Here is a 25,507-nt window from a genome sequence, read left to right as displayed (position 1 = left end):
TCTTATAGATTGAGTTTCTTGTCGGTTCTGACTGACTGCACCCCAAAGTTCAACAGAATTGCCCTGTTTTCCGCAGCCACAAGTTAGAAGGCGATTATGCATAATTTGGGCCGTAAATCATACCTAGAAAAACTCTAGTCTCCCTCGTTTTTCTTTTCTTCTGCTTTGAGCCTTCTGCTTTGTGCCTTCAAACGACTCCTACCTGCTAATTTATAATAGTTGTTGCTAGGATATCTCTATCTCTGGTATGGTTTACTTGGCAGGCTTCGCGCCGCTTACCGGTTCGCGCCGCTAATTGTTTCTAATGAACCCAAAAAACTCCGGCTATCTTTAAATATTTTTTTTATTCAGAACTTGCAATTTTAAACGGTTTTCATCTAAAAAACTAAAACTTTTTAGAGGAAATCTGTTTAAACCAGATTTTTGAGATTACCTGGTAAGTGCTGTAATTATTTTATTTAAAAAAATAATTGAACTTCTTCTGAAACAAACCGACTCAAGATTAATTTTGAATTATCGCAGCAAGTTCCGAAATTTTGTCGATCGCAAAAGTCGGTTCTAAAGCGAGACACTCAGCGCGATCGCCATATCCGTAAACCGCCCAACAAACATCTATCCCAGCATTTTTCGCAAACAACAAATCAACCGCCGAATCGCCAACCATTAAAACTTGACTGTTATCCAAATCCGGGAACAGCGGTTTAATAATCGAGTGAAAAACACTCGGATTTGGTTTTTGAATAATTTGTCCGTCATCACCTAAAATTAAATCAAAATAACCGTGAATTCTCAACTTTTCCAAAAATAAGTTAACAAAATTAACGTGCTTGTTGCTAAAAACACCCATACTCAATCCCGACTTGCTCGCCAACTGCAAAACTTGCTTAGTTCCCGGAAATAAATCGAGCTGCTTTTCACCTTCTGTCCGATAAAAAGAGCGGTAAGTTTCCACCCATTGGGGAATTGCGCTTTCCTCGATCGTCGGATGCAGGATTTTGAAACTATTTGATAAATTTATCCCGATCGTCGCTTGAATTGTCTGAGCAGCAGGCGGATCAATATTGAAAATTTCAAAAGTTTTGGTAAAGCAATATACAATAGCTTTGTGAGTAATTGCCAAGGTACCGTCGAAATCGAAAATAATTAACTTATACTGACTCATCTTCCTGAAAATCTCCCATATAGCAACACCCGGTTTTCTCTGATACAATAGCATTATCCATATCTAATCCACCAATTATATAGCGAGCGCGATATCGGTTATGACATAAATAACCTCATAAATAGAGACGATACCCGTCAAAGCATAAATGGTTGAATTCCCGTACTGTGCAACTGTCAACTGTCCAATGTCCACTGCTATAAGTATAATCTTTCAACATTCAAGAGGTCAAGATGAATGTCACCGAAAAACCAGATTTTCTAGCAACAGACTTTCCAGACCACACTCAATTACCAGACTCCGACGGTACTTTTGTGAAAAATTTTCAAGAACACCCTCAAAGCATCCTATTAACAACATCAATTAGACCGATTTTAGACCAAGTTCATCCCGACGGACAATACTGCATCGGTCAAGATTCCGGTATTTACTGGCGAGTAGCCCAACCCCCGGAACCGCCAGAAAAAGGAGCCGAAGCACCCGATTGGTTTTACGTGCCCGACGTGCCGCCAACACTTGACGGAAATCTCCGCCGTTCCTATGTGATGTGGCGGGAATTAATGCCACCTCTGATTGTACTAGAATTTGTGTCCGGCGATGGCAGCGAAGAAAGAGATACGACTCCTCGCAAAGGCAAATTCTGGATTTACGAGCGGATAATTCGCCCTGCTTTTTACGGGATTTATGAAGTTAAAAAAGCCCAAGTTGAAGTCTATCATTTAGTCGAAGACCGCTTCGAGTTAGCCGCACCAAATAATCGCGGACATTACCCGATCGCCCAAATAGGAGTAGAATTAGGTATTTGGCAAGGAGTGTATCAGGGCGTAGAACTGCCTTGGCTGCGCTGGTGGGATGCCTCCGGGAATTTGATCCCAGCGGCGGAGGAACGGGCCGATCAAGCCGAATTGGCCGCAGAACGAGAACGACAAAGGCGCATAGAAGCTGAGTTGCGAATTCAAGCTTTAGAAGCGCGTTTGCGAGAGTTAGAAGGCAGCTAATAGGTGGCCAGAAACCGGATTTTTTCGCCAAAATATGCGCCAAAAATCTTCAATCTCCCAAAAACCCGGTTTCTTTGGACTGACGCATCGGTGACGAGAAACCGGGTTTTTGGGCCAAGGTATTCGATTCAAACCCTCAATCTCGCAAAAAACCCGGTTTCTTGATTGGGAGCTACCACCCTCAAAAACAAGATCGACATCGGTTATAATCCAGAATTTGCGTATATTAACTGGTAAGTATTGCATCACTTTTGTATAAATCCTATGGCACTAATTGTTCAGAAATATGGCGGAACCTCGGTTGGTACAGTCGATCGCATTCTAGAAGTAGCCCAACGAGTAGTCAAAACAGTAAAGCTGGGAAACTCCCTCGTCGTGGTACTTTCAGCAATGGGGAAAACCACCGACGGTTTAGTGAAACTCGCCAAAGAAATTTCCCCAAATCCCAACAAACGGGAAATGGATATGTTGCTCTCCACTGGGGAACAAGTGTCGATCGCACTTTTGAGCATGGCATTACAGGAAATGGGACAGCCCGCAATTTCCCTCACCGGAGCCCAAGTCGGCATTGTCACCGAAGCCGCCCACACCCGCGCCCGGATTTTGCGGATCGATCCGGCGCGGCTTGAAAGCCAGTTAAACAGCGGTAAAGTCGTAGTCGTCGCAGGTTTCCAAGGCATCGCTAACGCGGCAGAATTGGAAATTACCACTTTGGGGAGAGGCGGTTCCGACACAACAGCAGTCGCCATCGCCGCAGCCTTACGCGCCGACAGATGCGAAATTTATACCGACGTTCCCGGAATTCTGACTACAGATCCGCGCTTGGTAGCCGACGCGCAACTGATGGACGAGATCACCTGCGACGAAATGCTGGAATTGGCGAGTTTGGGTGCAAAAGTCCTGCATCCGCGGGCGGTAGAAATTGCCAAGAATTACGGCGTGCCGCTGGTGGTGCTTTCTAGCTGGAGTGACGCGCCCGGTACGCGAGTAGTGTCCCCACCCCCACAGCCTCGGCCTTTGGAGGGCTTGGAGCTCGCAAAAGCGGTCGATGCGGTGGAGTTTGACTTGGATCAGGCGGGGGTGTCGTTGTTGCGTTTGCCCGATCGTCCTGGAGTAGCAGCGCGGTTGTTTGGGGCGATCGCACAGCAAAACCTCGATGTAGACTTAATTATTCAGTCAATTCACGAGGGAAATACTAACGATATCGCCTTTACGGTGAGGCGAAATTCTCTGAATCAAGCTGTCGCGGTTGCAGATGCGATCGTGCCCGCCCTCGGCAAGAATTCTCGCCCAGAATTTGGGGAACCGGAAGTGAGGGCAGAAGAAAGACCCATAGCTAAAGTTAGCATTGCGGGTGCGGGAATGATCGGCCGTCCGAGGGTAGCGGCCCAGATGTTTAATACTTTGGCGGATGCGGGGATTAACATTCAGATGATTTCGACTTCCGAGGTGAAGGTTAGTTGTACGATCGATGCTGCGGAGTGCGATCGGGCAGTTGCCGAACTTTGCAAAGCCTTTGATGTCGCCAATTCGCCGATCGGGCTGCGTTGTGCGTCACAAAAACCGCCAGCAGTGCGCGCCGTGGCGTTGGATATCAATCAAGCGCGTCTGGCAATTCGCCAATTGCCCGATCGACCAGGAGTAGCAGCAAAAATGTTCGGACTTTTAGCCGAAGAAAATATTAGCGTAGACACGATCATTCAATCGCAGCGGTGTCACAATATCGACGGCATATTAACACGCGACATTGCATTTACCGTAGCACAAATTGACGCAGAAGCAGCTAAAGAAGTCCTGGAAAAATCAGCAGTTGAATTTGGCTGGGGCGAAGTAGCAGTCGATACAGAAATCGCCAAAGTTAGCGTTGTCGGTTCCGGGATGGTAGCGCATCCGGGAGTTGCGGCTAAGATGTTTGAAGCGCTTTCGCAGCACAAAATCAACATTCAAATGATTGCGACTTCTGAGATTAAAATTAGCTGCGTTGTGGATGAAGCACAGGGTGTCACAGCTTTGAAGGCAATTCACGCGGCCTTTGAGCTTTCGGGAAGTGAAAAAGTCCAAGTTCCAGCTTAATCAAATATAGAGTACACGGCAGTGCCGTGTCCCTACTGGCGGTTTTCGGTAGGGACACGGCAGTACCGTGTCCCTACCGAATATAGAGGAGACGGCAGTGCCGTTTCCCTACAAATATCGCTCGTCGCGCGATCGCCAATGATATCAGTTTTGACGGCAAATATCGCAGTAAAAGCCTGTGTTAAGATGAAATTGGCGATCGGCATTAAGGAATTTATATATTATGACTGTAGCTAACGAACAGATTACTGATAGCAGTAGCACGAAGCGATTATCAAACTTCCGCGTGACAGTTGAACGTCTTCTGGAACTTTTAGATTTAGAAGACGACGAATATGGAATTTTAAGACCAACTGAGTACGCTTTTAAGACAGCGATGAAATTGATTGTAGAAGCCTATGATGTTTTGGGCAATGATTTCCCTAAAGCATCAACAAGTACAGACGATGCAGGTAGTATCAGACTTGCTTGGCAAAATAAAAATGCTGATTGTAGAGTCAGGTTATTCTGCCCATCTAATGCTGATGCTCAAACTTACGTTTATCATCAAAAAAATGAGGAATATAAATCGGAAGATCTCATTTCCGCATCAACGTTAGTTCATTGGCTAGAGTGGTTTAATATTTCTGTCGCAATCGCTTCCACCACCGGCACACAAACAGAATTCCCAATTTGCTTGTAACTTTCCCCAACCCTGGGATGAACCTTAAAATCTTCAGGAAAACCCATCAGTCGATAACATTCTCTTAGCGTAAGTTTCCTCACAGTGTTGGTTTCAGGAAAATAGATAAAAAACCTGCCAGATGTTTCTTGCGAAGGAATTGTTGGATGCACACCATCTACCGAATAAATTCGATTAGGCTGTCTGTGAACTCTCGATAAATGTTCTGTATTTGGCCTCACACCAGTTTTCCAAGTACCTTTATTTCTGTAACCTACAAATAACAGCCCGGAAACTTGCTTTTTTGGACGATCGATTAAAGTGTACTCGGATTTATCCAATATTTCAAAATCGCCTGATTCGTCTAGAAATTCTCTTAGTTTCGGAGGGAACCTACTTTTGAGTCTATGAAATTCAAACTCTTTACCTTTAGTTCCAATAATAAATATCCTTTCTCGATGTTGAGGAATTCCAAAGTCTTTAGCGTTCAGGATTTTGTAGTCTACGCTGTATCCTAACTCTCGAAGACTGGCAATAATTACTTTTAATGTATTTCCCTTGTCGTGATGAATTAAGTGCTTGACATTTTCGAGGACTATAACTTGAGGTTGTTTGATTTTGATGATTTTACAAATCTCGAAAAATAGCGTTCCTCTCGTATCTTCAAAACCCAGTTTTTTACCGCAAATGCTAAAAGGTTGACAAGGAAATCCGGCAACTAAAACATCAAAGTCATCAAAATCGGCTGAATTGATTTCTTTGATATCTCCTACTGGAATCTCATTGAAATTATTAGTGTAAACTTCGCGGCAGTTTTTGTCAATTTCGCACGATAAAACGCATTCAAATCCCGCTTTCTCAAAACCTTGTCTGAAACCTCCTATTCCTGCAAATAAATCTATAAATTTCATCTATAATTTAAGACAAACTGTTACTCAACCCAATGATAACAGATTGTGTTTCTCTCTCTGCTCGCTCCTCTGCGTTCTATGCGCTCTCTGCGGTTCGTTCCTCAATCTTCTACCAATCATTAAAAGTCCCGCGCCGGACTTAGGCCTTGCTGTTTCCCTATAGATGGACGCATAAATATCAAAGAAACCGGGTTTTTCTAGAGATTAAAGGCTTCGATGCAGCATTTTCTTAAAAAAACCCGGTTTCTGCCTCCTACAAATATTGCGTAGAAAATCGCTTAGAAAACTCCCAAACTTGCGCCGCAGCCCACTAAACTAGAAATAGCAAAAAAAAATACAGCGATTATTTACTGCCTTTCCCCAACCATGAGTCAAACATTGGAAAACCTCACCGCCATCGATGACAACCTCTCCAAACGCCACCTAGACCTCGATCCGGGCGGCTACTTCATCATTTACATCGATCGCGAAACCAGCCTAATTTGCGCCAAACACTTCACCAACATTATCGACGATCGCGGCCTCGCTGTCGATCCCGAAACCGGCAAACCCATCCCCGCCCGCGGCAAGGTAGAACGCAGCCAGTCCACACTTTTTAGCGGCAGAACCGCCAAAGAACTTTGCGTCAAAATCCTAGAAGAAACCCGCCCCAGCCCGGTGACGATGTTCGATCACGCGGCTTATCTGGGACGGGAATTTGTGCGGGCAGAAATGGCGTTGTTGAGCGATCGAGAATACGTTCAAGATTAGTCCAAGCGTCAACTGTCAACTGTCAACTGTCAACTGTCAACTGTCAACTGTTTAAGAAAAACCTTGATACCAGAAATAAGTCACCATTGGAATCACTGTCGCCAACACCAACAACACAACCACAATAACTGTGGCATTACCTTGGTCTGTTTCTTCAGCTTTCTTAAATGTGCCTTCAACTTGAATGTTATCAACAACTTCAGGCGGGCCCGGATCTGGTTCACCCGACATCACAGTCGCAATCCGTGAACTAGCTTCGGCAAATGCCTCGTTGTATTTATTACCTTCCCGCAGCGGTACTTGCACGGTTTCCCCAGCTACACTCTGGGCAATTTCGTCGCTTAGCAGGGACTTCACCCCTTCCCCGGTGCGAATTGCCGCGCTGTTGGTAACAGTGTCGAGAGCGAGTAAAATTTGATTAGTCTGGTCTTCTTTGGCGGGAAACCACTGTTCAAACAGTTGGTCGGTGAAAGTGGCAGTCGTTTCGCCGTAGTCTAAGCGGTGAATGGTGACAAACCGGACTTGTTTTCCTGTTTTTTGTTCTAGGGTGTCGAGCACACTGCTGATATTGCTTTCGCTGCTGCGGCTGAGTACGTCGCCTTTGTCAAACACCCAAGTTCGATCGCCCGCTGACAATACTGGCATTTCGTACACGCCCGTCGCCAATGCCGGCAATACCGCTATTTGGGATGCGATCAGGACGATCGCGATCGCCACCGCCAAAGGTTGGAGATAATTTCTCCAGTTAAATAATTGCTTCAGGAGTCTAGTCATGAGGTTAACCGTAAAACTGACTTTTTTCCAAAAATACTATATAAACCCCCGTAAAATTCATTTTACACGGGGCAATATTTACAATTAGGCCGCCAGTGGAACTCCTCACCCGATTATTTTACCAGAAAAAAATGGTTTAAAGCCGGAACCCTTGTAGGGAGAAATTAAAAGCAGACTATTCATTAATCCAATCCTCTTACTTCCAGGTAGAGGTCGCTGTCAACTGTCAACTGTCAACTGAATGAAGATTTTAACTATGGAACCAGCAGACACTTATAAAGGTTGGATTATTCAATCCCAGAAAGTATTCTACGTCGAGGTTTGGGATGGCCGCGGCAACCGCCACGTCGCCGTCCAAAATGCCAAAACCGAAGAGGAAGCTTTGGAATTGGCGAAAAAGTGGATTGACAATTATGAGTCAAAACCCGGAAGAATGCCGATCGACGTACCGCATCCTTTCGGAGATATGATCGATATGCCATTTTGAAGTCAGTTGGCAGTTGGCAGTAGTCAGTAGTCAGTAGTCATTAGTCATTAGTCAACAATTCCAAAATTCCCGCCTTATACTACTAAGAAACTCCTCGCAATTTCCGCGTATTTTCTACCAAACTGCGAGCAAATTCATCGAACCTTTCAGACAGTTTATCATCCAACAATTTACCGTCTGGACTAAAAGTTTTCCAAGCTTGTCCGATCGCAATTTGTTCGGGAATTACCCAAGCGTGCACCCATCTCAAAATAGTTCGCAAATCGTTAAGCGCGTTGCTGTTGACTTGCCCTCCCAAAACGCTAATCGCACCCGCAACTTTGCCGTCCAAATGCTCGAAAGTGAGTAAATCGAGGGCATTCTTGAGAGCACCGCTGACGCTACCGTGATACTCCGGCGTTGCTAGAATCAAAGCGTCGGCTTGCTTTACCGCATTCCGCAGCTTTTCCACATCGGGGTAATCGGAATAATCATTATCACCGTCGCAGAATGGCAGATTGAGCGATCGCAAATCCAATATTTCAACTTCCGCGCCCAGTACCTGCGCCCGCTCAGCCGCTACCATCAGCGCCATCTGGCTGTAGGAGCCAGCCCGCAAACTTCCACCAATGCCGACTATCTTTACCATAGGACTTAAAAACAATAACAGAGCAAGTAAAGCGTACTCATTACGAGTATGATTAATATAACAAGGGCGATCGGCAAGTGTCAATCGATTTGAGATTTGAGATTTACGGAGGGGCCGAAAAACCGGGTTTTTGCCAAAATCCTTGGTGATAGCCGACAGATTTGGTAAAAAACCCGGTTTCTGAGTCGGAGTGCGTAAGTTCAGTGGAGGGGCCGAGAAACCGGGTTTTTGCCAAAATCCTTGGTGATAGCCGACAGATTTGGTAAAAAACTCGGTTTCTGAGTCGCAGTGGGTTCAAAACCCGTCATCTTAAGCGGTCTCTTGAGATCCCAGCGACAGATAAACCGATTCAACACCCGGCATCTTGTTAAAATAAATGAACGTAGCAAACCACAAGCGGTCAATCTTGGCAGTCTTCCACCTTGGGCAAAAAAGCAATATGAAAAATTCTTGGAAACACGCATGGCTGGGACATCTAGCTGTAAACAAAGACAAATCGAGCCAGCAGAATCCGAAAAAATCAATTCCAGGACGGAATATTTGGCGCATCCTGGGTAGTTTGGTGATTTCTCAAGGAATATTGCTCTCGACCCCGGTTTTCGCCGACAGCGCGCCAAACAACACCATGAGTTACAGCCAACTCATCGACAACATAGAAAAAGGGCAAGTCAGTAAAGTCGAAATAGACGAAATTCAAAGAACTGCCAAAGTTAAGCTAAAAGATCAAAAAACCGATCAACCCCAAATTGTTACTCTCTTCGACTACAACAACCGAGAACTCTACTCGCAAATCCGTGCCAAAAAGATTGATTTTGAAGTCAAACAAACAGCCGACAACGCCGCAGCAGTTAGTTTAGTAGTAAACTTGCTAGTGATTTTTGCAGTGTTGGCAGTGTTGATGGCTATCCTGCGTCGATCGACCCAATCGCAAGGAAATGCCATGAACTTCGGCAAATCCAGAGCCCGTTTCCAAATGGAAGCCAAAACCGGCGTGATGTTCGACGACGTAGCAGGGATCGAAGAAGCCAAAGAAGAACTGCAAGAAGTTGTAACTTTCCTCAAAAAACCCGAACGTTTCAACGCCATCGGCGCCAAAATTCCTAGAGGAGTTTTGTTAATCGGGCCTCCGGGAACAGGCAAAACAATGTTGGCAAAAGCCATCGCAGGGGAAGCAGCCGTTCCATTCTTCAGCATCTCCGGTTCCGAATTTGTGGAAATGTTCGTCGGAGTCGGCGCTTCCCGCGTCCGCGACTTGTTCAAAAAAGCTAAAGAAAATGCGCCCTGCATCGTCTTCATCGATGAAATAGACGCGGTAGGAAGGCAGCGCGGCGCTGGTATTGGTGGCGGAAATGACGAACGCGAACAAACTCTCAATCAGTTGCTGACAGAAATGGACGGCTTTGAGGGTAATAGCGGCGTGATTGTGATTGCTGCTACTAACCGCCCTGATGTGCTTGATACTGCCTTGTTGCGGCCCGGTAGGTTCGATCGACAAGTAACGGTAGATTTGCCCAGCTACAAAGGGCGTTTAGGGATTTTGGAAGTGCACGCGCGCAACAAAAAACTCGACGACGAAGTTGCCCTAGATATGATTGCCCGTCGCACTCCCGGCTTTTCCGGTGCTGATTTGGCAAACTTGCTCAACGAAGCAGCTATTCTCACCGCGAGGCGACGCAAAGACACGATTAGTAATTTAGAAGTTAATGATGCGATCGACCGAATCACGATCGGGCTGACGCTCAACCCATTGCTCGACAGCAAGAAAAAGTGGCTTGTAGCATACCACGAAATCGGACACGCCCTCGTATCAATCATGCTCAAAAATACCGACACGCTAGAAAAAGTAACGATCATTCCGCGTTCCGGCGGTATCGCAGGCTTTGCCAACTACGTGCTCGATGACGAAATGATCGACAGCGAAGGTTTGAGGAGTCGGGCGTGGTTGTTAAGCCGGATTACAGTAGCTTTGGGGGGACGGGCGGCAGAGGCAGAAATTTACGGCGATGCCGAAGTAACTCTCGGTGCCAGCAGCGATATCACAGAAGTTAGCAAGCTAGCGAGGCAGATGGTAACGCTTTACGGAATGTCGGATTTGGGGCCTGTGGCTTTGGAAAGTCCGAACAATGAGGTGTTTTTGGGCCGAGACTGGAATTCGCGATCGGATTATTCTGAAGCAATGGCAATTAAGATCGATCGGCAAGTCCGAGAAATCGCCATTCACTGCTACGAAGAAGCCCGCCGGATTATCCGCGAAAACCGCCATTTGGTAGACAAGCTGGTTGAAGTGCTGTTGGATGAAGAAACGATCGACGGTGATGAATTCCGCAAAATTGTCGATCGATACGCCGAGTTGACAAAAAAAGATTCATTGGTCATTAGTCAGTAGTCATTAGTCATCAGTAGTCAGTAGTCATTGGTCAGTAGTCATCAGTAGTCATTAGTCATCAGTAGTCAGTAGTCATTGGTCAGTAGTCATTGGTCAGTAGTCATTGGTAAGGGTGGGGATTGCGTAATACTTCTTCCCTCTGATTACTAACTAATGACTAATGCCCAATTACTAATGCCCAATGCCCAATGCCCAATGCCCAATGACTAATTAAGACTGATTGGAATACATTTCGCGAAGTACCAAAGCCGGGTCTACCCAACGTCCGCCGTACTTCAATCCCCAATGCAGGTGAGGGCCGGTCGTGCGGCCGGTCATTCCCACTCTGGCAATTCTCGCACCAGCCGGCACAGTTTGACCCTGCCAAATTTGCATACCACCTTCGCGATCGGTATAATAACGCCCGCCGTTAGCTGTTTGCACCCTACCTTTGAGGTGACAGTAGATGTGCTCCCAATCTCCCGATCGCACTACCATACCAGTACCGCAGCGGCCATCTTCCCAAACTTCCACAATTTGCCCGCCCCACCAATTGCGGATGTAGCTACCTTCCGGGGCTGCCATGTCCAAACCGTAATGAAAATCCCCGCCGCGGGAGCCGAAGGGGGAAGTGTAGGCTTCAAAACTTTCGACGGGAAAAGAAGCTTCTTGCCACAAATTACCCGTAGCGACTCTGCTTGGTAAAGCTGACTGAGCCATGACTAACTGCTGCTGCAAATAAGGGCTGATCACCACGATACCGATCGAAAGAACTAACAGTAGTATGTGTCTAGCGCGAAAAAAGCGTTTTACGGATCTAGGGCTCGTAGAGTCTTGCACGATTTATTTAACTCCTGAAAGTTTAATGTATTTGCGAATCTGCGTTGTCTGTTGTGCCAATTCGCTGCAAGATTGCCTCGCGTGCTCTACCCACTAGCGAATCAGTTAACCAACGTGTATTTTACTCTATGCACAACTCGTGTCAAGGCTTCGGGTTAAATGCTGCGGGTAACGGAAAATTATTTGCCAGCGGAATGCCTGCTGCGGTTGAATTCGATCGAGCTTTTGTTTGACACTATACTTTAGTACGGGATTTTGGATGCAATCTGAAATCTCAAATTTATAAAACACATAAGCAATGCTTACTGAAATTTTCCCTTTTAGTTTTGCCATAGACGCAACTGCGATCGCCGGTGCGTCATTGTGGTCTTTAGCCCTGTACTGGGGCCTGTCGCCCATCACAGAATGGGTAATCCTGCAACTCAACCGCTGGATGAATTTTGCCGAAAGATCCCTCTACACATCCGAAGCCGAGTTTGAGAGAACCCGCCAAGCCAGAGAAGCTCAAAATGCCTTTTATGCTTCGCTGTTGAGCATTGTGCCCTTTTTGATTGCGGGCGGATTGTGCAATTGGGGCGTAGAATTTTCTCTCGGTACTGGTTGGGCGGTATCTATGGGGACGATCGCCTGTATTGGCGGCGGCGTCTACGAGCTCGGCCGCCGAGACGCTCAGTCTTAGGCGATTTGAGATTTTGGATTTTGGATTTTGGATCGAGATATTCGGGGATTCGCAGAGTTCTAGAATGGACGATCGTCTCACATCCAAAAGTCAAAATCTCAAATAGACTTGCATTCCCTCAATCTTTGATTGATAGGTCAACCACAGATCCTAGGCAGATTAACGATTCAGAACGTAGGTAGTTTCAAGAATAGCGAGGGCATGAATAATACACTTGGAGTCTAAAATTCATAAGATATTTCAACCGTAATTTGACTCAGGATGCTTGCCTAAAAGCCGCAGTTGCCGTTCTGTAGCGGTAGCGAGAATTTCGGGGTTGAATTGCCACGGCCAAGGCGAAAATTTCTGCGCGATATTGCGGTGGGAATAATGCACTTGCAGCATATAGCGACTACCATCGACGGTGGTATTTCTGCCGCCAGAGTGCCAAATTTCACTGCGGAAAAACAGCACATCTCCTGCTTTGCAGACAACTGGTTCTAACGAGTTTCCATTCCAAGTTTCTTCGCCGCGATCGGGTTTTCTACCCGATTTGTGACTACCAGGAATAATATAGGTAGGACAGAGGTCTTCTGTGATGTCGCTGAGATAGAAATGGGCTGTACAAATCCATACTGGCAGTTGAAAAGTGTGATCTGCAAACACGCTTTCGGGCAAGGGTACAAACACCTGATCGACGTGCACGCGCCAACCATCGTAACCGGGCCCACTTTTCCATGCAGTCATGCCGATAATGTGGCAATCGCTGCCCATCAATGCTTCTGCCAATTCAATGATACCAGGTCGATCGATATATGAAAGCCACAGGCGATCGCGATTAAACACGCATTTAAAATGTTTGTTCAATTCACTCCAACTGCTACCATCGAGTCCGAAGGGTTGCAGGCGATCGAGTGCTTCCCGCGCCGCCACCATTTCCGACTCGCCGAGCACACCGGGAATCAGCGCAAAACCATCTTCATGTAACGCTGCTACCGCGCCCGCTGTATCGGAAAGATCGCAAGTTTTTTGCTGATAGCTGAAAACTTCGCTTAACGTGCTTGCGTTCATAATTCAAATTCGAGTAAAATTATTAACTGTTATTAAATTAACACTAATTCTGCTCGATATTTGCATACTCTGAAGTTATTGTAGGGTGCGTCAGTTATAAAATCTTTGCTAAACACAGATCAGTACATCAGTTTGTAGGGTGCGCATTGCGCACCGGCTGATCTTGTAGGATGCGCCGAAAAGCACGGGCTAGTCAACCAATGTTGGCGCGTTGGGTGTCTAAGTCAACTGGTGCGCAGTGCACACCCTACAAACTACAAAAGTTCGAGTCTAATTTGGGAATAAACCAAATGAAATATCAACCAGAACCAACATCATTAAGTCAAGCCCGCGCCACCTTTAAACAAATCTGGGGATACGACGACTTCCGAGCCCCCCAAGGAGAAATCGTTAGCAGTTTGTTGGCCGGAAAAGATACAATCATAATTATGCCAACTGGTGGCGGCAAATCAATCTGCTTTCAACTGCCAGCATTGTTACAAACAGGCTTAACTTTGGTGGTTTCGCCGTTAGTCGCACTAATGGAAAATCAAGTGCAAGAATTGCGCGATCGCAATTTGCCCGCTTCCCTCCTCCACAGTCAAATGCCCGCACAGCAGCGCCGCCAAACTTTGCAATTGCTGCAACAAAATAAGTTGAGATTGCTGTACCTTTCTCCCGAAACATTACTCAGCAAACCTGTTTGGGAAATTATCAGTCAGCCACACATCCAAATCAATGGTTTAATATTAGATGAAGCTCATTGTTTAGTCCAGTGGGGCGATACCTTTCGACCAGCTTACCGCCGTTTGGGTGCAGTGCGATCGGCTTTGTTGAAATCTAAGCCGGAAGGAACTAAAATTGCGATCGCAGCTTTTACCGCTACCGCCAACCCGGAAGCACAGCAGACAATCAAAAATGTCTTGCAACTGCACAAGCCCGAAGCATTTCTGCTAAGTCCCTACCGTTCTAACCTGCACCTGCAAGTGCAGACTGTCTGGACACCGAGAGGACGCAGACAACAGTTATTAAATTTTATTAAATCTCGACCAAAACAAGCAGGTTTAGTCTACGTCCGCACGAGAAAAGATAGCGAAAATTTGGCTAATTTGCTGGAAGATGCAGGTTATAAAACCGCAGCCTATCATGCAGGTTTGAGTCCAGAATCGCGCCGAAAAATAGAAACAGCTTGGCTGAATAATGAGCTTAAATTTGTGATTTGTACCTGTGCTTTCGGGATGGGAATTAATAAGCCGGATGTGCGGTGGGTTGTTCACTTTCAATCACCTTTGCTATTATCGGAATACATTCAGGAAATTGGGAGAGGCGGACGCGACGGCAAATCGGCGATCGCCCTGACGTTGATTAGTGAACCGACGGGTTTGCTTTATCCCGATGACAAACAAAGAGCACAATTTTTTGAAGATAAATTACGATCGCAATACCGAGAAGCGCAGCAGTTGGCCAAACAACTGCCAGTTAAAGGCGATGTAGATGCTGTGTCGCGGGAATTTCCCGAAAGCGCGATCGCCCTTTCCATCTTACACAGCAGCGGACAGTTGACATGGCAAGATCCTTTCAATTATGCGATCGACAAATCCGCACAGCAAAAAGTTGGCAAACAAAACTTTACCGCCGCCGCAGAAATGGCACAATATCTCAAACATCGCCAGTGTAGGTGGCAATTTTTGCTACAAGCTTTTGGTTTTACCAAGGAATCTAAATCTATGCGGTGCGGCCACTGCGATAATTGTAAGTAGATGAGTATAAAAATACATAAGTATGTCATTCTTAGTCCGCGTCGGCGGACTAAGAATGACAAGAAGCGATTTCAATCGCCGAATCATCCACGAGATAATCGCGCCTAAATTCTAACTCACCGGCTCAGTGTACTCGCAAAAAATATTCAGACCAATTTTGAGAAGATACAGAACCACAATAGTAGCAATACTAGGATCGATCGGGATTCCAGAAGAAGCCCCCAAGCCGACAACAGCAACAATTAATCCCGTAAGTAAAGGCGTACTCCCAGGGTTTTTCGTGTAGTCTTTGAATTGGGCCCGCAAACCATCATTGCCGCAGAGTTCGGCGCGGAGAGTTTTTAGGGTGACTTGCCATAGAGATTTGCCATTTTTTGGCTGTGTAAAGGATTCATCATTGTTGTTTTCAGCCCACAATTCATCAAAACTCATGTCAAGTCTGCCATTATGTTTTTCTAGTATCGCCAAAGCTGCTTGGGCGGGAGCGTAATCTTGCAACATCATGCGCTTTTCATTCATTTCGGCGTGAGTTAGTATTGGTTCCATATGATTGCGCGGGTAAGTTAGTTAAACAATTTTGATGGTAATGATACCATAGTTGTAATACTCGATCGCACCTGATATTAGCTCCGATCCGATCGCTCGCAATGACCGTATGGGCGGGTTTGCCAACAATATCGGACAATAAATGAGAATCTCAAAAACCCGCCCCCTCCCAACCTGCAATTTCAATGTACCTCCGATCTCGATCGATTAATGATTGAATGAATCTCGGATTTGTATTATCGATCTTGGTTATCCTCCCCCCTTGTATTTTGAAAGAGGTAGATGGGGATTTTCCGTTGGGTGGGGGCGGGTTTATGAGATTATCGATCTTAGGCTAATATTGTTGGTGAACCCGCCCCTACAGGAATTATGTGTATTTAATTAGGGTCGATCGAACTGGCTTCCTGAATATCTGAAAACCACTCTTCCGAACACTCATCACCCGTAAACTCTCGCCAAATTATCTTAAACTGACTTTCTCCCAACTGCTTGAGCATCCGCCCTAAATCTGCGATATCCGAGCCAATCCACTCTTTATTATGCTCGATATCAATGGCTAAGGCGTGAATGTAAATTTTCGCGGCTTCATTCCAATTTAATTGGGCTTCCAGGGTTCTGCCCCATGCAGTTATGGTTGAGGATGTTTTGCGCCCATCATTTGTGGCACTGAACCCTTCAAATGCTTTTTGGAAATAGGCAACAGCAGTCTCAAACTCTCCTTGCTCTTGGGCTACTGTTCCTAATTGGTAATAGTCGTCAGCAGCCCTGTAAAAATCCCCCGCATCTTGATAAATTTGCAGAGCTTTACGGTAATAAGAGATCGCATCGTCAAATTGCCGTTGCTTTTGGGCTACTATTCCCAGATGGTGATAGTCGCTGGCAGCCATGTGAAAATCCCCTGCGCCTTCTTTAATTTGGAGAGCTTTGTGGTAAAAAGTAATGGCCTCATCAAACCGCCGTTGCTCTTCGGCGACCATTCCTAGTTGGTGATAGTCGCTAGCAGCATTGTAGAAATCCCCCGCATCTTCTTTAATTTGGAGAGCTTTATTGTAAAAAGTGATCGCCTCCTCAAACCGCCGTTGCAGTTCCGCTACGATTCCTAGTTGGTGATACTCACTAGCAGCATTGTAGAAATCCCCCACATCTTCATAAATTTGGAGAGCTTTGTTGTAAAATGCGATCGCATCGTCAAACCGCCGTTGCTCTTGGGCTACAATTCCTAGATGGTGATAGTCGCTAGCAGCACTGTAGAAATTCCCCGCATCTTCTTTAATTTGGAGAGCTTTATTGTAAAAGGCGATCGCATCGTCAAATCGCCGTTGCTCTTGGGCTACTCTTCCTAGATGGTGATACTCATTAGCAGCTTTGTAGAAATTCCCCACATCTTTATAAATTTGGAGAGCTTTGTTATAAAAAGCGATTGCCTCCTCAAAACGCCGTTGCTCTTCGGCTACCATTCCCAGTTGGTGATAGTCCGTAGCCGCTATGTAAAAATCTCCCACATCTTCTCTAATTTGGAGAGCTTTGTTATAAAAAGCGATTGCCTCCTCAAAACGCCGTTGCTCTTCGGCTACCATTCCCAGTTGGTGATAGTCCTCAGCAGCTTTGTAGAAATCCCCCGCGTCTTCTCTAATTTGGAGAGCTTGGTGGTAAAAAGAGATCGCATCTTCAAAGCGCCGTTGCTTTTGGGCTATAATTCCTAGATTATGATAGTCGCCAGCAGCGGAGTAAAAATCCCCCGCCTCTTCTCTAATTTGGAGAGCTTTGCGGTAAAAAAAGATCGCATCTTCAAAGCGCCGTTGCAAATCAGCTATATTACCCAGTTGGTGATATTGATTAGCAGCATTATAACAATCCCCATCATCTTCAAAAATTTGGAGAGCTTTATTGTAAAATGCGATCGCATCGTCAAACCGACGTTGCTCTTCGGCTACCCTTCCTAGATTGTGATAGCCTCTAGCAGCGTTGTAAAAATCCTCCGCGTCTTCAAAAATTTGGAGAGCTTTGTTGAAAAAAGCGATCGCCTCCTCAAACCGTCGTTGCTCTTGGGCTACGATTCCTAGTTGGTGATAAGCAACACCAATACTGCCATTCACGGAGGGGTCATTTAAGGCTGTCAATTCATCCATAATTTCTTGATTAATGGCTCTTGCTGCTTCCAAGTCAGCACTTTGAAGAGCTTCATTTGCATCTTCTCCCCGCAGATACATCCAGAAATTAAAGACATCTTGCCCCTTTGCCTTGGCTTGTGCCAAGTGGAAGCCAATTTGGTTCAGCGCCCGTTCTCGCAGCGACTTAAATTCCGATTTGCGCCCCCACCGCTTATATACCTCGCCCAATGCTTGCAGAATTGCTTGAGCGTGAGCCCATTCTTCCTGCTTTTCTGCCAGTCGTAAATGCTGCAATAGGTTCGGTTCTTCAACTCGCAGTACAAAGGTTGCCAATTCCGCATTGCTGATTAGTTCCTTACGGTATTTATGCGCCAACATTGCGTAGAAAACCCGCAGCTTTTTTTCCAGGTTACTGATTACCTCTGAGGAACCCATTTTGTCTAATTTTTGTCGCAAATACCAAGGCAGTGCCGGATGAATTTTGTAGATACTTGACCCCAAATCTTCCAGAATTCCTGCGGCGGCGGCTTCGTTGAGCAATACCATCCAATCAGGTTTCTGCAAGTTTTCTCCAAACACCGTCCGATATGCTTGTCCCCAATCACTATCAGGGTTTCGAGAAAAAGCATGGAGCAAATCTGCACCCACTCGATCGGAAAATAGCCCTAAAAACGGCAAATGCTGCCGCGCCCGTTCCGACAAATTGGCAAACGAATAATCCAGCGACACCGTTAGAGATTTCTCTCTCCCTTCCTCCTCAGCACCCTTGAAAGTATCCAATCCCCGCCGCAGCGCCTCAATCAACTGCACCGGAGTTTGCGTCTTCAAATGCCGCAACACCACCCTCAGCGACAGCGGATGTCCGCCCAACAGTTTCAGCAACTCCAGATATTCAGCAGGCAATTTCGCCCTGTCAACCCCCGCTTCCCGCAGAATCTCCGCCGCCAACTCTTCCGCATCCGGCTTTACCAATCCCTTTAACTCCCGTAGCGCGTAACCGCAATCCAACCAATTTTCTTCGCGCCGACTGGTAATCAACACCCAAGAATTCCCCCCGCGCAAATCCTTGAGAAATTGCTGCAAGCTTGCTCTTTCCCCAGCCGATAAAAGTGGCTGATTTCCCTGGGGAAACCCATTCACCGGTTCAAAATTATCCCAAATCAACAAACAAGAATTAGTTTGCAAATGTTGTCGCACCACCGCTTGCTGTTTTTCCGGCGACAGTGACGCGAACTTTTCACCGCCCAGTTTCCTGCCAATTTGATTGACTACCTGACTCAACCCCGCACCGCGTTCAAAGGAAGTGAAGAAAACCCCTCCAGTGCGCCCCTGAGTATCAGCCAACCACCGCGCAAACCCTCCTACCAACTCAGTTTTACCTACGCCGCCCATTCCCTGCAACAGCACGACATGATTTTGGCGAAAAGCTCTTTCCAAGCACAAAATATCGTAATCTCGCCCAATAAAACCATAGGCACTAACATCTGGCAAATCTACCAGTAACGCCGAATCAATCGCAGATGAATTATCAGCTTCCCCCATCAAATCGTCAAAACTAGGAGTTGTAGTTTTGGGCCGAAAAGGCGTGTATGGTTCCTGCTGATACAGCACCGGCACCAGCCAATCTTGCAGCGGTAACAGCCCTTTGGGACTGGGGCGCTGTTTGTCTATCGACATAGATTTGCGCCCCGCAGCCACCGCAGAGGCAATGTCTTCTCCCCGCGCCAATTGCCCATAAAGCCGTCCCATGAAGTGTTTCGCGCCTGCCGCGTAGACGGAATAAGCCATAGCGACAACGCCTTTTGCACCCAATTTCACCAACTGTCCCGCCACCGAAGAAAAGGCTTCTTCCCCAGCTTGTCCCGACTTGCAAGCATTGAGAATAAAAATCGGCACGCGGCAATCTGTCAAATATTGGGCAATTTCCCTAGCAGTAACTATTTCCGGGTTGCCATCAATATCTTCAAAAACTAAAACGCCTTCTCCCAATTTTCCATATTGAGTTTGAACGGTTTTGCTATCAGCTTGAAAGTCCCCGTGTCCGTCAAAATGAACGATATGATAAAAACCTTTGCGGGCGTTAAGTTCTGCTTCAAACTGCTTTAAACTGGGCGGACGCAATACGGTAAGATTCACCTGTCTTTGAATAGGTTTAAGCGCCTCTAACATCGGGCGGGCGATGGTTTGAAAATTAATATCGCGCTCTCCGTAGGGTCGAGCAATTACCAGTAAAATATTTAATTGTTCGTCAGACATTGTACCCAATTCTGCCCGAACAGCATAGTTGCTAAGACTGCGATACATCCCCGCCAGCAAGGGCGCGAGAAATTGATAATCTGGGGAAAACAGCAATTCCCAGGGCAAATTGAGTACGGCGGGTTCGTCAGCAACAATGCTAATTTCGCACCTATCCAATCCGTCTCGCGTCGCTTCCTGAAAAAACTCCCGCGCTTTGTCGCTGCTGCGAAATACTAAGTCAAATAGCTGCTGCCCCCAAGTTTGCAACTGCTGTTCAATTTTTTTAGCATTTTCCGGTTCTAGTCCGTAGGGAAAGCGCAGATATTCTTCGAGATACCAGCGAAAATCGGCTAATACTTTGCTGTCAAAGGGATGTGCAAAGGTGACGGGAGGCGCGTTTCGGGGTGCTGCGCGGCCGCGCTGCCAGGATAGTTGGATGGAATCGCCGTCGTGATTAATGCGTAGGAAGTTTTCTGTCATGTTTTGTGCGACTGGATTTAAGTTATAATTATATTCAAAGAAACCGGGTTTTTCGGGGTTTCTGCGCTGTCACGAAGTGTTTTGGCAAAAACCCGGTTTCTTGGCACTCGTCGCAGCTAAAGTCGCCATCAAAAAATCGAAAAAAAAAATGATTTAAACGTACTATAGCGGTTATCAAAAAAGTGAGGTATGCCCTATGCCCTGTTTGGCCCATGCCCTATGCCGGATAGTACCTCATCTTTCTGAGAAAGGCTATAATATATTAAGTTATTATTATATAATAATTTACCATCATAACTAAAAAAATGCTAGAAATAGATACCAAACAAATGTACATAGTAGAAAATACAGAGGAATTTAACCAGAGTAATGTCACTCAACGATTAGATATTTGGCTGTCAAACCAGATACCAGACTTATCCCGATCGCGCGTGCAAACCCTCATATCACAAGGCAACGTCAAAGTCAACGACCAAACCTGCACCTCGAAAAAAATATCAGTCAAAACGGGCGATCGCATTCACCTCACATTACCCGAAGCCCAGCCCACAAAATTACAAGCCCAAGCAATTCCCCTCGACATTCTCTACGAAGACGACAGCCTAATTATCATCAACAAACCAGCCGGATTAGTCGTCCACCCAGCCGCCGGACATCAAGACGGCACTTTAGTCAACGCCCTCTTAGCCCACTGTCCCCTCGCAGAAATCGGCGGAGTTCAACGGCCCGGAATCGTCCACAGATTAGACAAAGATACAACAGGTGCGATCGCGATCGCCAAAACCGACATTGCCCACCAAAACCTGCAAGCCCAACTCAAAACTAAAACCGCCCGCCGCGAATATTTAGGCGTAGTTTACGGAGTTCCTAACGCCGAAAAAGGCACCATAGACCTACCCATCGGCCGACATCCCACAGACCGCAAAAAAATGGCAGTAGTATCAGAAGAGAAAGGTGGCCGCCCCTCAGTTACTCACTGGACAATCAAAGAAAGAATCGGCAACTATTGCCTAATCCACTATCAATTAGAAACAGGCCGCACCCATCAAATTCGCGTCCACACAGCCGAAATCAAACATCCCATTATCGGCGACCCGATGTACAGTTGCAACCGTTCCATCGGCGTAAATTTAACCGGACAAGCCCTCCACGCATGGCGGCTACAATTGCAGCATCCCTTAACCGGAGAGTTGATTGAGGCGATCGCACCTTTGCCCGATCAATTCAACACTCTGTTAAAAATATTGCGCCTGCGAGCTCACAGTTGACTGTTGACAGTTGACTGTTGACAGCGACCTCTACCTGGAAGTAAGAGGATTGGATTAATGAATCGTCTGCTTTTAATTTCTCCCGATCAGGGAGAGGCTTTAAACCAATTCTTTCTGGTAACTGGGTATGAAGAATTAAAATTGGGAATTGATAACTACTGACTACTGACTACTAACTACTAACTACTGACTACTGACTACTAACTACTGACTACTGACTACTGACTACTAACTACTAACTACTGACTACTGACAAAAAATCAAGAGTCCTGAGTTTTGGATTCCAAGTTTAGTAAAAAAACTCAAACCTCAAAACTCAAGACTCAAAACTCTCTCAGCCTAAAAGCCGATCGATTAAATCCATAGCGCGACACAAATAATCGCACCAAGCAGTATCAATTAACGGCGAGGAACCATCGTGGCAATATTGATATTAGCCAGAGGCACGCGCTGCGGGGGAGTAGCAGGCAGAGGCATATTGCGCGCCATACCCAAATAGTTCGACGGATCGCCAGCCTTCGCTTGCTGCTCTTGAGGAACAAAACGGCGAACGCTTGTCTGCCAGATGATTTGCGGGAAGCCAAGCTGCGAGCGGTGGTACTCACCGTAGCGAGGCGTTTTCAAGTTGAAAGGAGTTTCTCCTCCAACTCGCTGAGGCAACACCCGGCGCTGTTGGTAAGGTACTGTATCGTATCCGAACTTGCCCAGGTACTCATCGCTATTGACCAACTCGTCAATAAAGCCTTGAGGCCCCTTATTTGCTACCACGATCGACCAAGCAATCTTTTCGCGATCGCTATACACATCCCGACCCAAAACGCGCTGCACGCACATTTCCACAAATCGGTAGTTGCTGTTAGTTTGGTAATTCCGCTCTAGGAAAGGAGCCGAAGTCGCCAAACCGCGAATAAAATCCCGCACCGTAATTTGGCCGAACTTGAGTTGCGACTCCAAAGACTTTTGGCGGTTGCTCTTGAGGATTTGGTGTTCGCTGTAAATCTGGCGATATGCAGCCCAAATCAAATTTTCCATGTCTCCAGACGAGAGCACATTTTCGGTTGTGAAAACTCTGGGCTGCTCATCGCCCCCTACTTCATAACCAGCGACGCGCTGGTTTTGGCTCTTAGGAGCGTAGTTTAACAAAGGAAGCGCCACGTTATAATCTCCGTTATCTCAAATTTCAGAAATAGCTGACACCGCTATCGGCCAGCGTAATGCTACAACTAGCCAACATACAGATTAGGGGATTCTCGCAGTCTAAATCTGATTTTCCTGAATTTTTGCAACAATCTGTAATATTTGTTGACTTTGAAGGAAGAGGGAAGAAGGAAGAAGTCATTAGTCATTAGTCATTAGTCATCAGTCATTAGTGCTGTCCCCCCGATCGAACGTCCAACGTCATCAGGAAGAGGGAAGAGGCAAGAAGTCATTAGTCATTAGTCATTAGTCATCAGTCATTAGTGCTGTCCCCCCGATCGAACATCCAACGTCATCAGGAAGAGGGAAGAACGAAGAAGGAAGAAGCCACTGATGCAGCAATAACGCTAGTTCCCAGGCAGAGCCTGGGAACGGGCCGATAACCGATGCTATGCCTCGTTAAACGGGAGGCAGAGCCTCCACAAGAGCATTCCCAGGCTCTGCCTGGGAACGAGCTTGCTAGCCTGAAAGCTGAAAAATTACCAGCCTAGGGCCGAGTAAAACTCGCTAGCAACCGGCTCCTTCTCCGCAGCCGGGGCCGCTGCATCCGAGTCTGGTTCCACGCGAACTTCGGTGCAAAAAGTCGAAGTGCTGAAACCGCCAAAGCGCTTTACCGCACTCGTCCGCATCCGCACGTTCGGATTGGCAAACCAAAAACGCTCGATCGAACTCATCGTCTCGTATTCCGTAATCAACAGCAGCGCATCCTCATCATCCATCTCAAAACGGCCGGCCACCGGCACAATTTCCGCATAGCCCCTTTCCCGCAACATCAAACCCTGCCGCGGATTCTCAGGATCTGGGACGATCACGAATACAGTAGAGCCCTTATGATTCTCATCATCCTTATCCCACGCCATAGTGCCGTGCCAAGTCACAAAAGCTCCCCCAGCAGCCCGACTCGGATCGACCTCGTGCATCTGGCAAATCTCGGCCACTCTCGCGTCATCCGCACCTAGCGCCGTTACCTGAATATTTGAATCCCCAATCTCCGCTTGACGGAAAGCGAGGTGGTGAGTGCTGCGCTGCGATCGCCATTCTCCAGCACTACTCTGAAAAAACTCCATTGCATCCATACAAAATAACTCCTTTGGCTTAGGCTTCCCGGTTTTTACCCTGTTTTATGATAAAGCTCCCCCCACTTAGATGTACTTTTGCGACACAAATTAGTCTCAAAATGTCTACTTTGGACATATTGTCAAGACAATGTTATGATAGTTTACAATGTAGGAGACACAACAAATCCTGCGAAACGTCATTTCGATCTATCTCGCATCGATCTCAGCAAACTGGAGGAGCGAATTATGGATATGCCTACAACCAGCCTCAGCATGGAACAGCAGTTTAAATTACAAGTGCTGCGCGAACAAGTTAAGAGCTTAAGCCAAGACCAAGCTCAGGAATACTTGCTAGAAGTTATGCGGCAAAATATGGTCAAAGAAAACTTGTTAAAGTATTGGATGAAGAAAATGTGAACTCTTCGAGAACTTCTTCCACAAAATCAGCGGCTTGTATGTGCAAAAAGTGCGAGCGAGCTATTAAACATAAAACCTAGAATCCCGGTTTCTTTGAGAAATCGGGATTCTTGAGTTATATTAAGTCCAGTCAATTACTCGCGATAAAGATAATTGATAGTGAGGACTTTAGTCCTCTGATTTATGCGGACTAAAGTCCTCACTACGAACCAATTTGATTGTCCTCGTTTGTGTAGCGCGATTGTTTCAACATTCCGCAAATCAACCAAAACGGCCGCTGACATAATCCATAGTAGACTCTTCCTTCGGATTTTGGAAAATCACCTCAGTCCTGTCACACTCCACAAGATAGCCAAACCGCTTCCCATCATCAGAAAGTTTCGCATTGAAAAAAGCAGTCAAGTCAGAAACCCGAGAAGCCTGCTGCATATTGTGAGTCACAATCACGATGGTATACTTCTCCTTGAGTTCCCGCATCAACTCCTCAATCTTAATCGTGGAAATCGGGTCAAGGGAAGCGCAAGGTTCATCCATTAATACTACATCAGGATTAATGGCGATCGCCCTAGCAATACACAAACGCTGCTGCTGGCCGCCCGAAAGCGAAAAACCGCTTTGCTTCAACTTATCCTTCACCTCATCCCACAAATAAGCTTGGCGGAGGGATGTTTCCACCAACTCATCCATATCCCCCTTGTAATTATTCACCCTCGCACCGTAAGCAATATTGTCATAAATCGACTTCGGGAAAGGATTCGGCTTTTGAAACACCATCCCAATCTTGCGGCGCACCTCCACAGCATCAATATCAGGATCATAAAGATTTTGACCATGATAATCAATCCGGCCCTCTAAACGAAACCCATTAACCAAATCATTGAGGCGGTTAAAACATCGCAAAATTGTACTTTTGCCGCAGCCAGAAGGCCCAATCAAAGCAGTAATGCGATTTTTAGGAATCTCGATACAAACATTTTTAACAGCGTGAAAACCGCCGTAAAAGATATTGATATTTTCAGTCCGTAAAACAGTTTCCGTTTGCTTATCCAAATCCATCATACAGTTAATACTCCAA

At 46.3% G+C, this 25,507-nt stretch carries 21 protein-coding genes; 10 read left to right on the top strand and 11 right to left on the bottom strand.

Features of this window, described 5'->3' with window-relative positions; translation table 11 throughout:
• Positions 1 to 502: 502 nt before the first annotated feature.
• Complete coding sequence (locus K4039_RS03860) at positions 503 to 1,162, bottom strand: HAD family hydrolase (protein WP_265233812.1); 660 nt, start codon at positions 1,160 to 1,162, stop codon at positions 503 to 505.
• Positions 1,163 to 1,395: 233 nt separating this feature from the next.
• On the opposite strand from K4039_RS03860, the gene K4039_RS03855 reads away from it, so the two are divergent.
• The 3 genes from K4039_RS03855 to K4039_RS03845 all read left to right on the top strand — a co-directional run bounded on the left by K4039_RS03855 (position 1,396) and on the right by K4039_RS03845 (position 4,915).
• Positions 1,396 to 2,160 (top strand): Uma2 family endonuclease, encoded by a 765-nt coding sequence (locus K4039_RS03855; protein ID WP_265233811.1) that lies wholly within the window; start codon positions 1,396 to 1,398, stop codon positions 2,158 to 2,160.
• 264 nt (positions 2,161 to 2,424) lie between these two features.
• Positions 2,425 to 4,233, top strand: a complete 1,809-nt coding sequence (locus K4039_RS03850; RefSeq protein WP_265233810.1) for an aspartate kinase — start codon at positions 2,425 to 2,427, stop codon at positions 4,231 to 4,233.
• 223 nt (positions 4,234 to 4,456) lie between these two features.
• Positions 4,457 to 4,915: a hypothetical protein gene (locus tag K4039_RS03845; protein WP_265233809.1), complete on the top strand. Its 459-nt coding sequence runs from the start codon at positions 4,457 to 4,459 to the stop codon at positions 4,913 to 4,915.
• Here the strand turns inward: K4039_RS03845 and K4039_RS03840 are convergent.
• Positions 4,834 to 5,805, bottom strand: a complete 972-nt coding sequence (locus tag K4039_RS03840; RefSeq protein WP_265233808.1) for a DNA cytosine methyltransferase — start codon at positions 5,803 to 5,805, stop codon at positions 4,834 to 4,836. The genes K4039_RS03845 and K4039_RS03840 overlap by 82 nt on opposite strands.
• Positions 5,806 to 6,171: 366 nt before the next feature.
• Here K4039_RS03840 and K4039_RS03835 point away from each other — a divergent pair, with 366 nt between their 5' ends.
• A complete protein-coding gene (locus K4039_RS03835; RefSeq protein ID WP_265233807.1) occupies positions 6,172 to 6,555 on the top strand; it encodes a DUF4346 domain-containing protein in 384 nt (127 codons plus the stop codon).
• 51 nt (positions 6,556 to 6,606) lie between these two features.
• Here K4039_RS03835 and psb32 read toward each other — a convergent pair whose 3' ends face one another.
• Positions 6,607 to 7,329 (bottom strand): photosystem II repair protein Psb32, encoded by a 723-nt coding sequence (gene psb32 / locus K4039_RS03830; protein ID WP_265233806.1) that lies wholly within the window; start codon positions 7,327 to 7,329, stop codon positions 6,607 to 6,609.
• Between the two features lie 256 nt (positions 7,330 to 7,585).
• On the opposite strand from psb32, the gene K4039_RS03825 reads away from it, so the two are divergent.
• The gene (locus tag K4039_RS03825; protein WP_265233805.1) at positions 7,586 to 7,816 is read left to right on the top strand and encodes a hypothetical protein; all 231 of its coding nucleotides are present in this window, start codon (positions 7,586 to 7,588) and stop codon (positions 7,814 to 7,816) included.
• 82 nt (positions 7,817 to 7,898) lie between these two features.
• Here K4039_RS03825 and K4039_RS03820 read toward each other — a convergent pair whose 3' ends face one another.
• Positions 7,899 to 8,444, bottom strand: a complete 546-nt coding sequence (locus K4039_RS03820) for an NADPH-dependent FMN reductase (protein WP_265233804.1) — start codon at positions 8,442 to 8,444, stop codon at positions 7,899 to 7,901.
• 439 nt (positions 8,445 to 8,883) lie between these two features.
• On the opposite strand from K4039_RS03820, the gene ftsH reads away from it, so the two are divergent.
• Positions 8,884 to 10,830 (top strand): ATP-dependent zinc metalloprotease FtsH, encoded by a 1,947-nt coding sequence (gene ftsH / locus K4039_RS03815; RefSeq protein ID WP_265233803.1) that lies wholly within the window; start codon positions 8,884 to 8,886, stop codon positions 10,828 to 10,830.
• A 210-nt stretch (positions 10,831 to 11,040) separates the two neighbouring features.
• Here the strand turns inward: ftsH and K4039_RS03810 are convergent, their stop codons facing one another.
• Positions 11,041 to 11,649 (bottom strand): M23 family metallopeptidase, encoded by a 609-nt coding sequence (locus K4039_RS03810; protein WP_265233802.1) that lies wholly within the window; start codon positions 11,647 to 11,649, stop codon positions 11,041 to 11,043.
• 298 nt (positions 11,650 to 11,947) lie between these two features.
• On the opposite strand from K4039_RS03810, the gene K4039_RS03805 reads away from it, so the two are divergent.
• On the top strand, positions 11,948 to 12,328 hold the full coding sequence (locus K4039_RS03805; RefSeq protein WP_265233801.1) for a hypothetical protein: 381 nt from the start codon (positions 11,948 to 11,950) through the stop codon (positions 12,326 to 12,328).
• 240 nt (positions 12,329 to 12,568) lie between these two features.
• Here the strand turns inward: K4039_RS03805 and K4039_RS03800 are convergent, their stop codons facing one another.
• Positions 12,569 to 13,378, bottom strand: coding sequence for a phytanoyl-CoA dioxygenase family protein (locus K4039_RS03800; protein WP_265233800.1), 810 nt, complete (start codon positions 13,376 to 13,378; stop codon positions 12,569 to 12,571).
• A gap of 290 nt (positions 13,379 to 13,668) precedes the next feature.
• On the opposite strand from K4039_RS03800, the gene K4039_RS03795 reads away from it, so the two are divergent.
• Complete coding sequence (locus tag K4039_RS03795) at positions 13,669 to 15,117, top strand: ATP-dependent DNA helicase RecQ (protein ID WP_265233799.1); 1,449 nt, start codon at positions 13,669 to 13,671, stop codon at positions 15,115 to 15,117.
• 111 nt (positions 15,118 to 15,228) lie between these two features.
• Here K4039_RS03795 and K4039_RS03790 read toward each other — a convergent pair whose 3' ends face one another.
• Together K4039_RS03790 and K4039_RS03785 are read right to left on the bottom strand one after the other, a co-directional pair.
• On the bottom strand, positions 15,229 to 15,663 hold the full coding sequence (locus tag K4039_RS03790) for a hypothetical protein (RefSeq protein ID WP_265233798.1): 435 nt from the start codon (positions 15,661 to 15,663) through the stop codon (positions 15,229 to 15,231).
• Positions 15,664 to 16,040: 377 nt separating this feature from the next.
• Complete coding sequence (locus tag K4039_RS03785) at positions 16,041 to 20,492, bottom strand: tetratricopeptide repeat protein (protein ID WP_265233797.1); 4,452 nt, start codon at positions 20,490 to 20,492, stop codon at positions 16,041 to 16,043.
• 329 nt (positions 20,493 to 20,821) lie between these two features.
• On the opposite strand from K4039_RS03785, the gene K4039_RS03780 reads away from it, so the two are divergent.
• The gene (locus K4039_RS03780) at positions 20,822 to 21,760 is read left to right on the top strand and encodes an RluA family pseudouridine synthase (protein WP_321161524.1); all 939 of its coding nucleotides are present in this window, start codon (positions 20,822 to 20,824) and stop codon (positions 21,758 to 21,760) included.
• Between the two features lie 399 nt (positions 21,761 to 22,159).
• On the opposite strand, the gene K4039_RS03775 is transcribed toward K4039_RS03780, so the two are convergent.
• On the bottom strand, positions 22,160 to 22,915 hold the full coding sequence (locus tag K4039_RS03775; RefSeq protein ID WP_265233795.1) for a phycobilisome rod-core linker polypeptide: 756 nt from the start codon (positions 22,913 to 22,915) through the stop codon (positions 22,160 to 22,162).
• Positions 22,916 to 23,436: 521 nt separating this feature from the next.
• A complete protein-coding gene (locus K4039_RS03770; RefSeq protein ID WP_265233794.1) occupies positions 23,437 to 24,033 on the bottom strand; it encodes a phycobiliprotein lyase in 597 nt (198 codons plus the stop codon).
• Between the two features lie 228 nt (positions 24,034 to 24,261).
• Here K4039_RS03770 and K4039_RS03765 point away from each other — a divergent pair, with 228 nt between their 5' ends.
• Complete coding sequence (locus K4039_RS03765) at positions 24,262 to 24,432, top strand: NblA/ycf18 family protein (RefSeq protein WP_193972447.1); 171 nt, start codon at positions 24,262 to 24,264, stop codon at positions 24,430 to 24,432.
• 261 nt (positions 24,433 to 24,693) lie between these two features.
• Here K4039_RS03765 and pstB read toward each other — a convergent pair whose 3' ends face one another.
• Positions 24,694 to 25,488, bottom strand: a complete 795-nt coding sequence (gene pstB / locus K4039_RS03760; protein ID WP_265233890.1) for a phosphate ABC transporter ATP-binding protein PstB — start codon at positions 25,486 to 25,488, stop codon at positions 24,694 to 24,696.
• Between the last annotated feature and the right edge of the window lie 19 nt (positions 25,489 to 25,507).

It is taken from the genome of Lyngbya sp. CCAP 1446/10 (assembly GCF_026130175.1).
GTDB lineage: Bacteria > Cyanobacteriota > Cyanobacteriia > Cyanobacteriales > Microcoleaceae > Microcoleus.
Note: the sequence above shows the minus strand (reverse complement) of the source record. Positions and strands in the feature narration are given on the sequence as shown.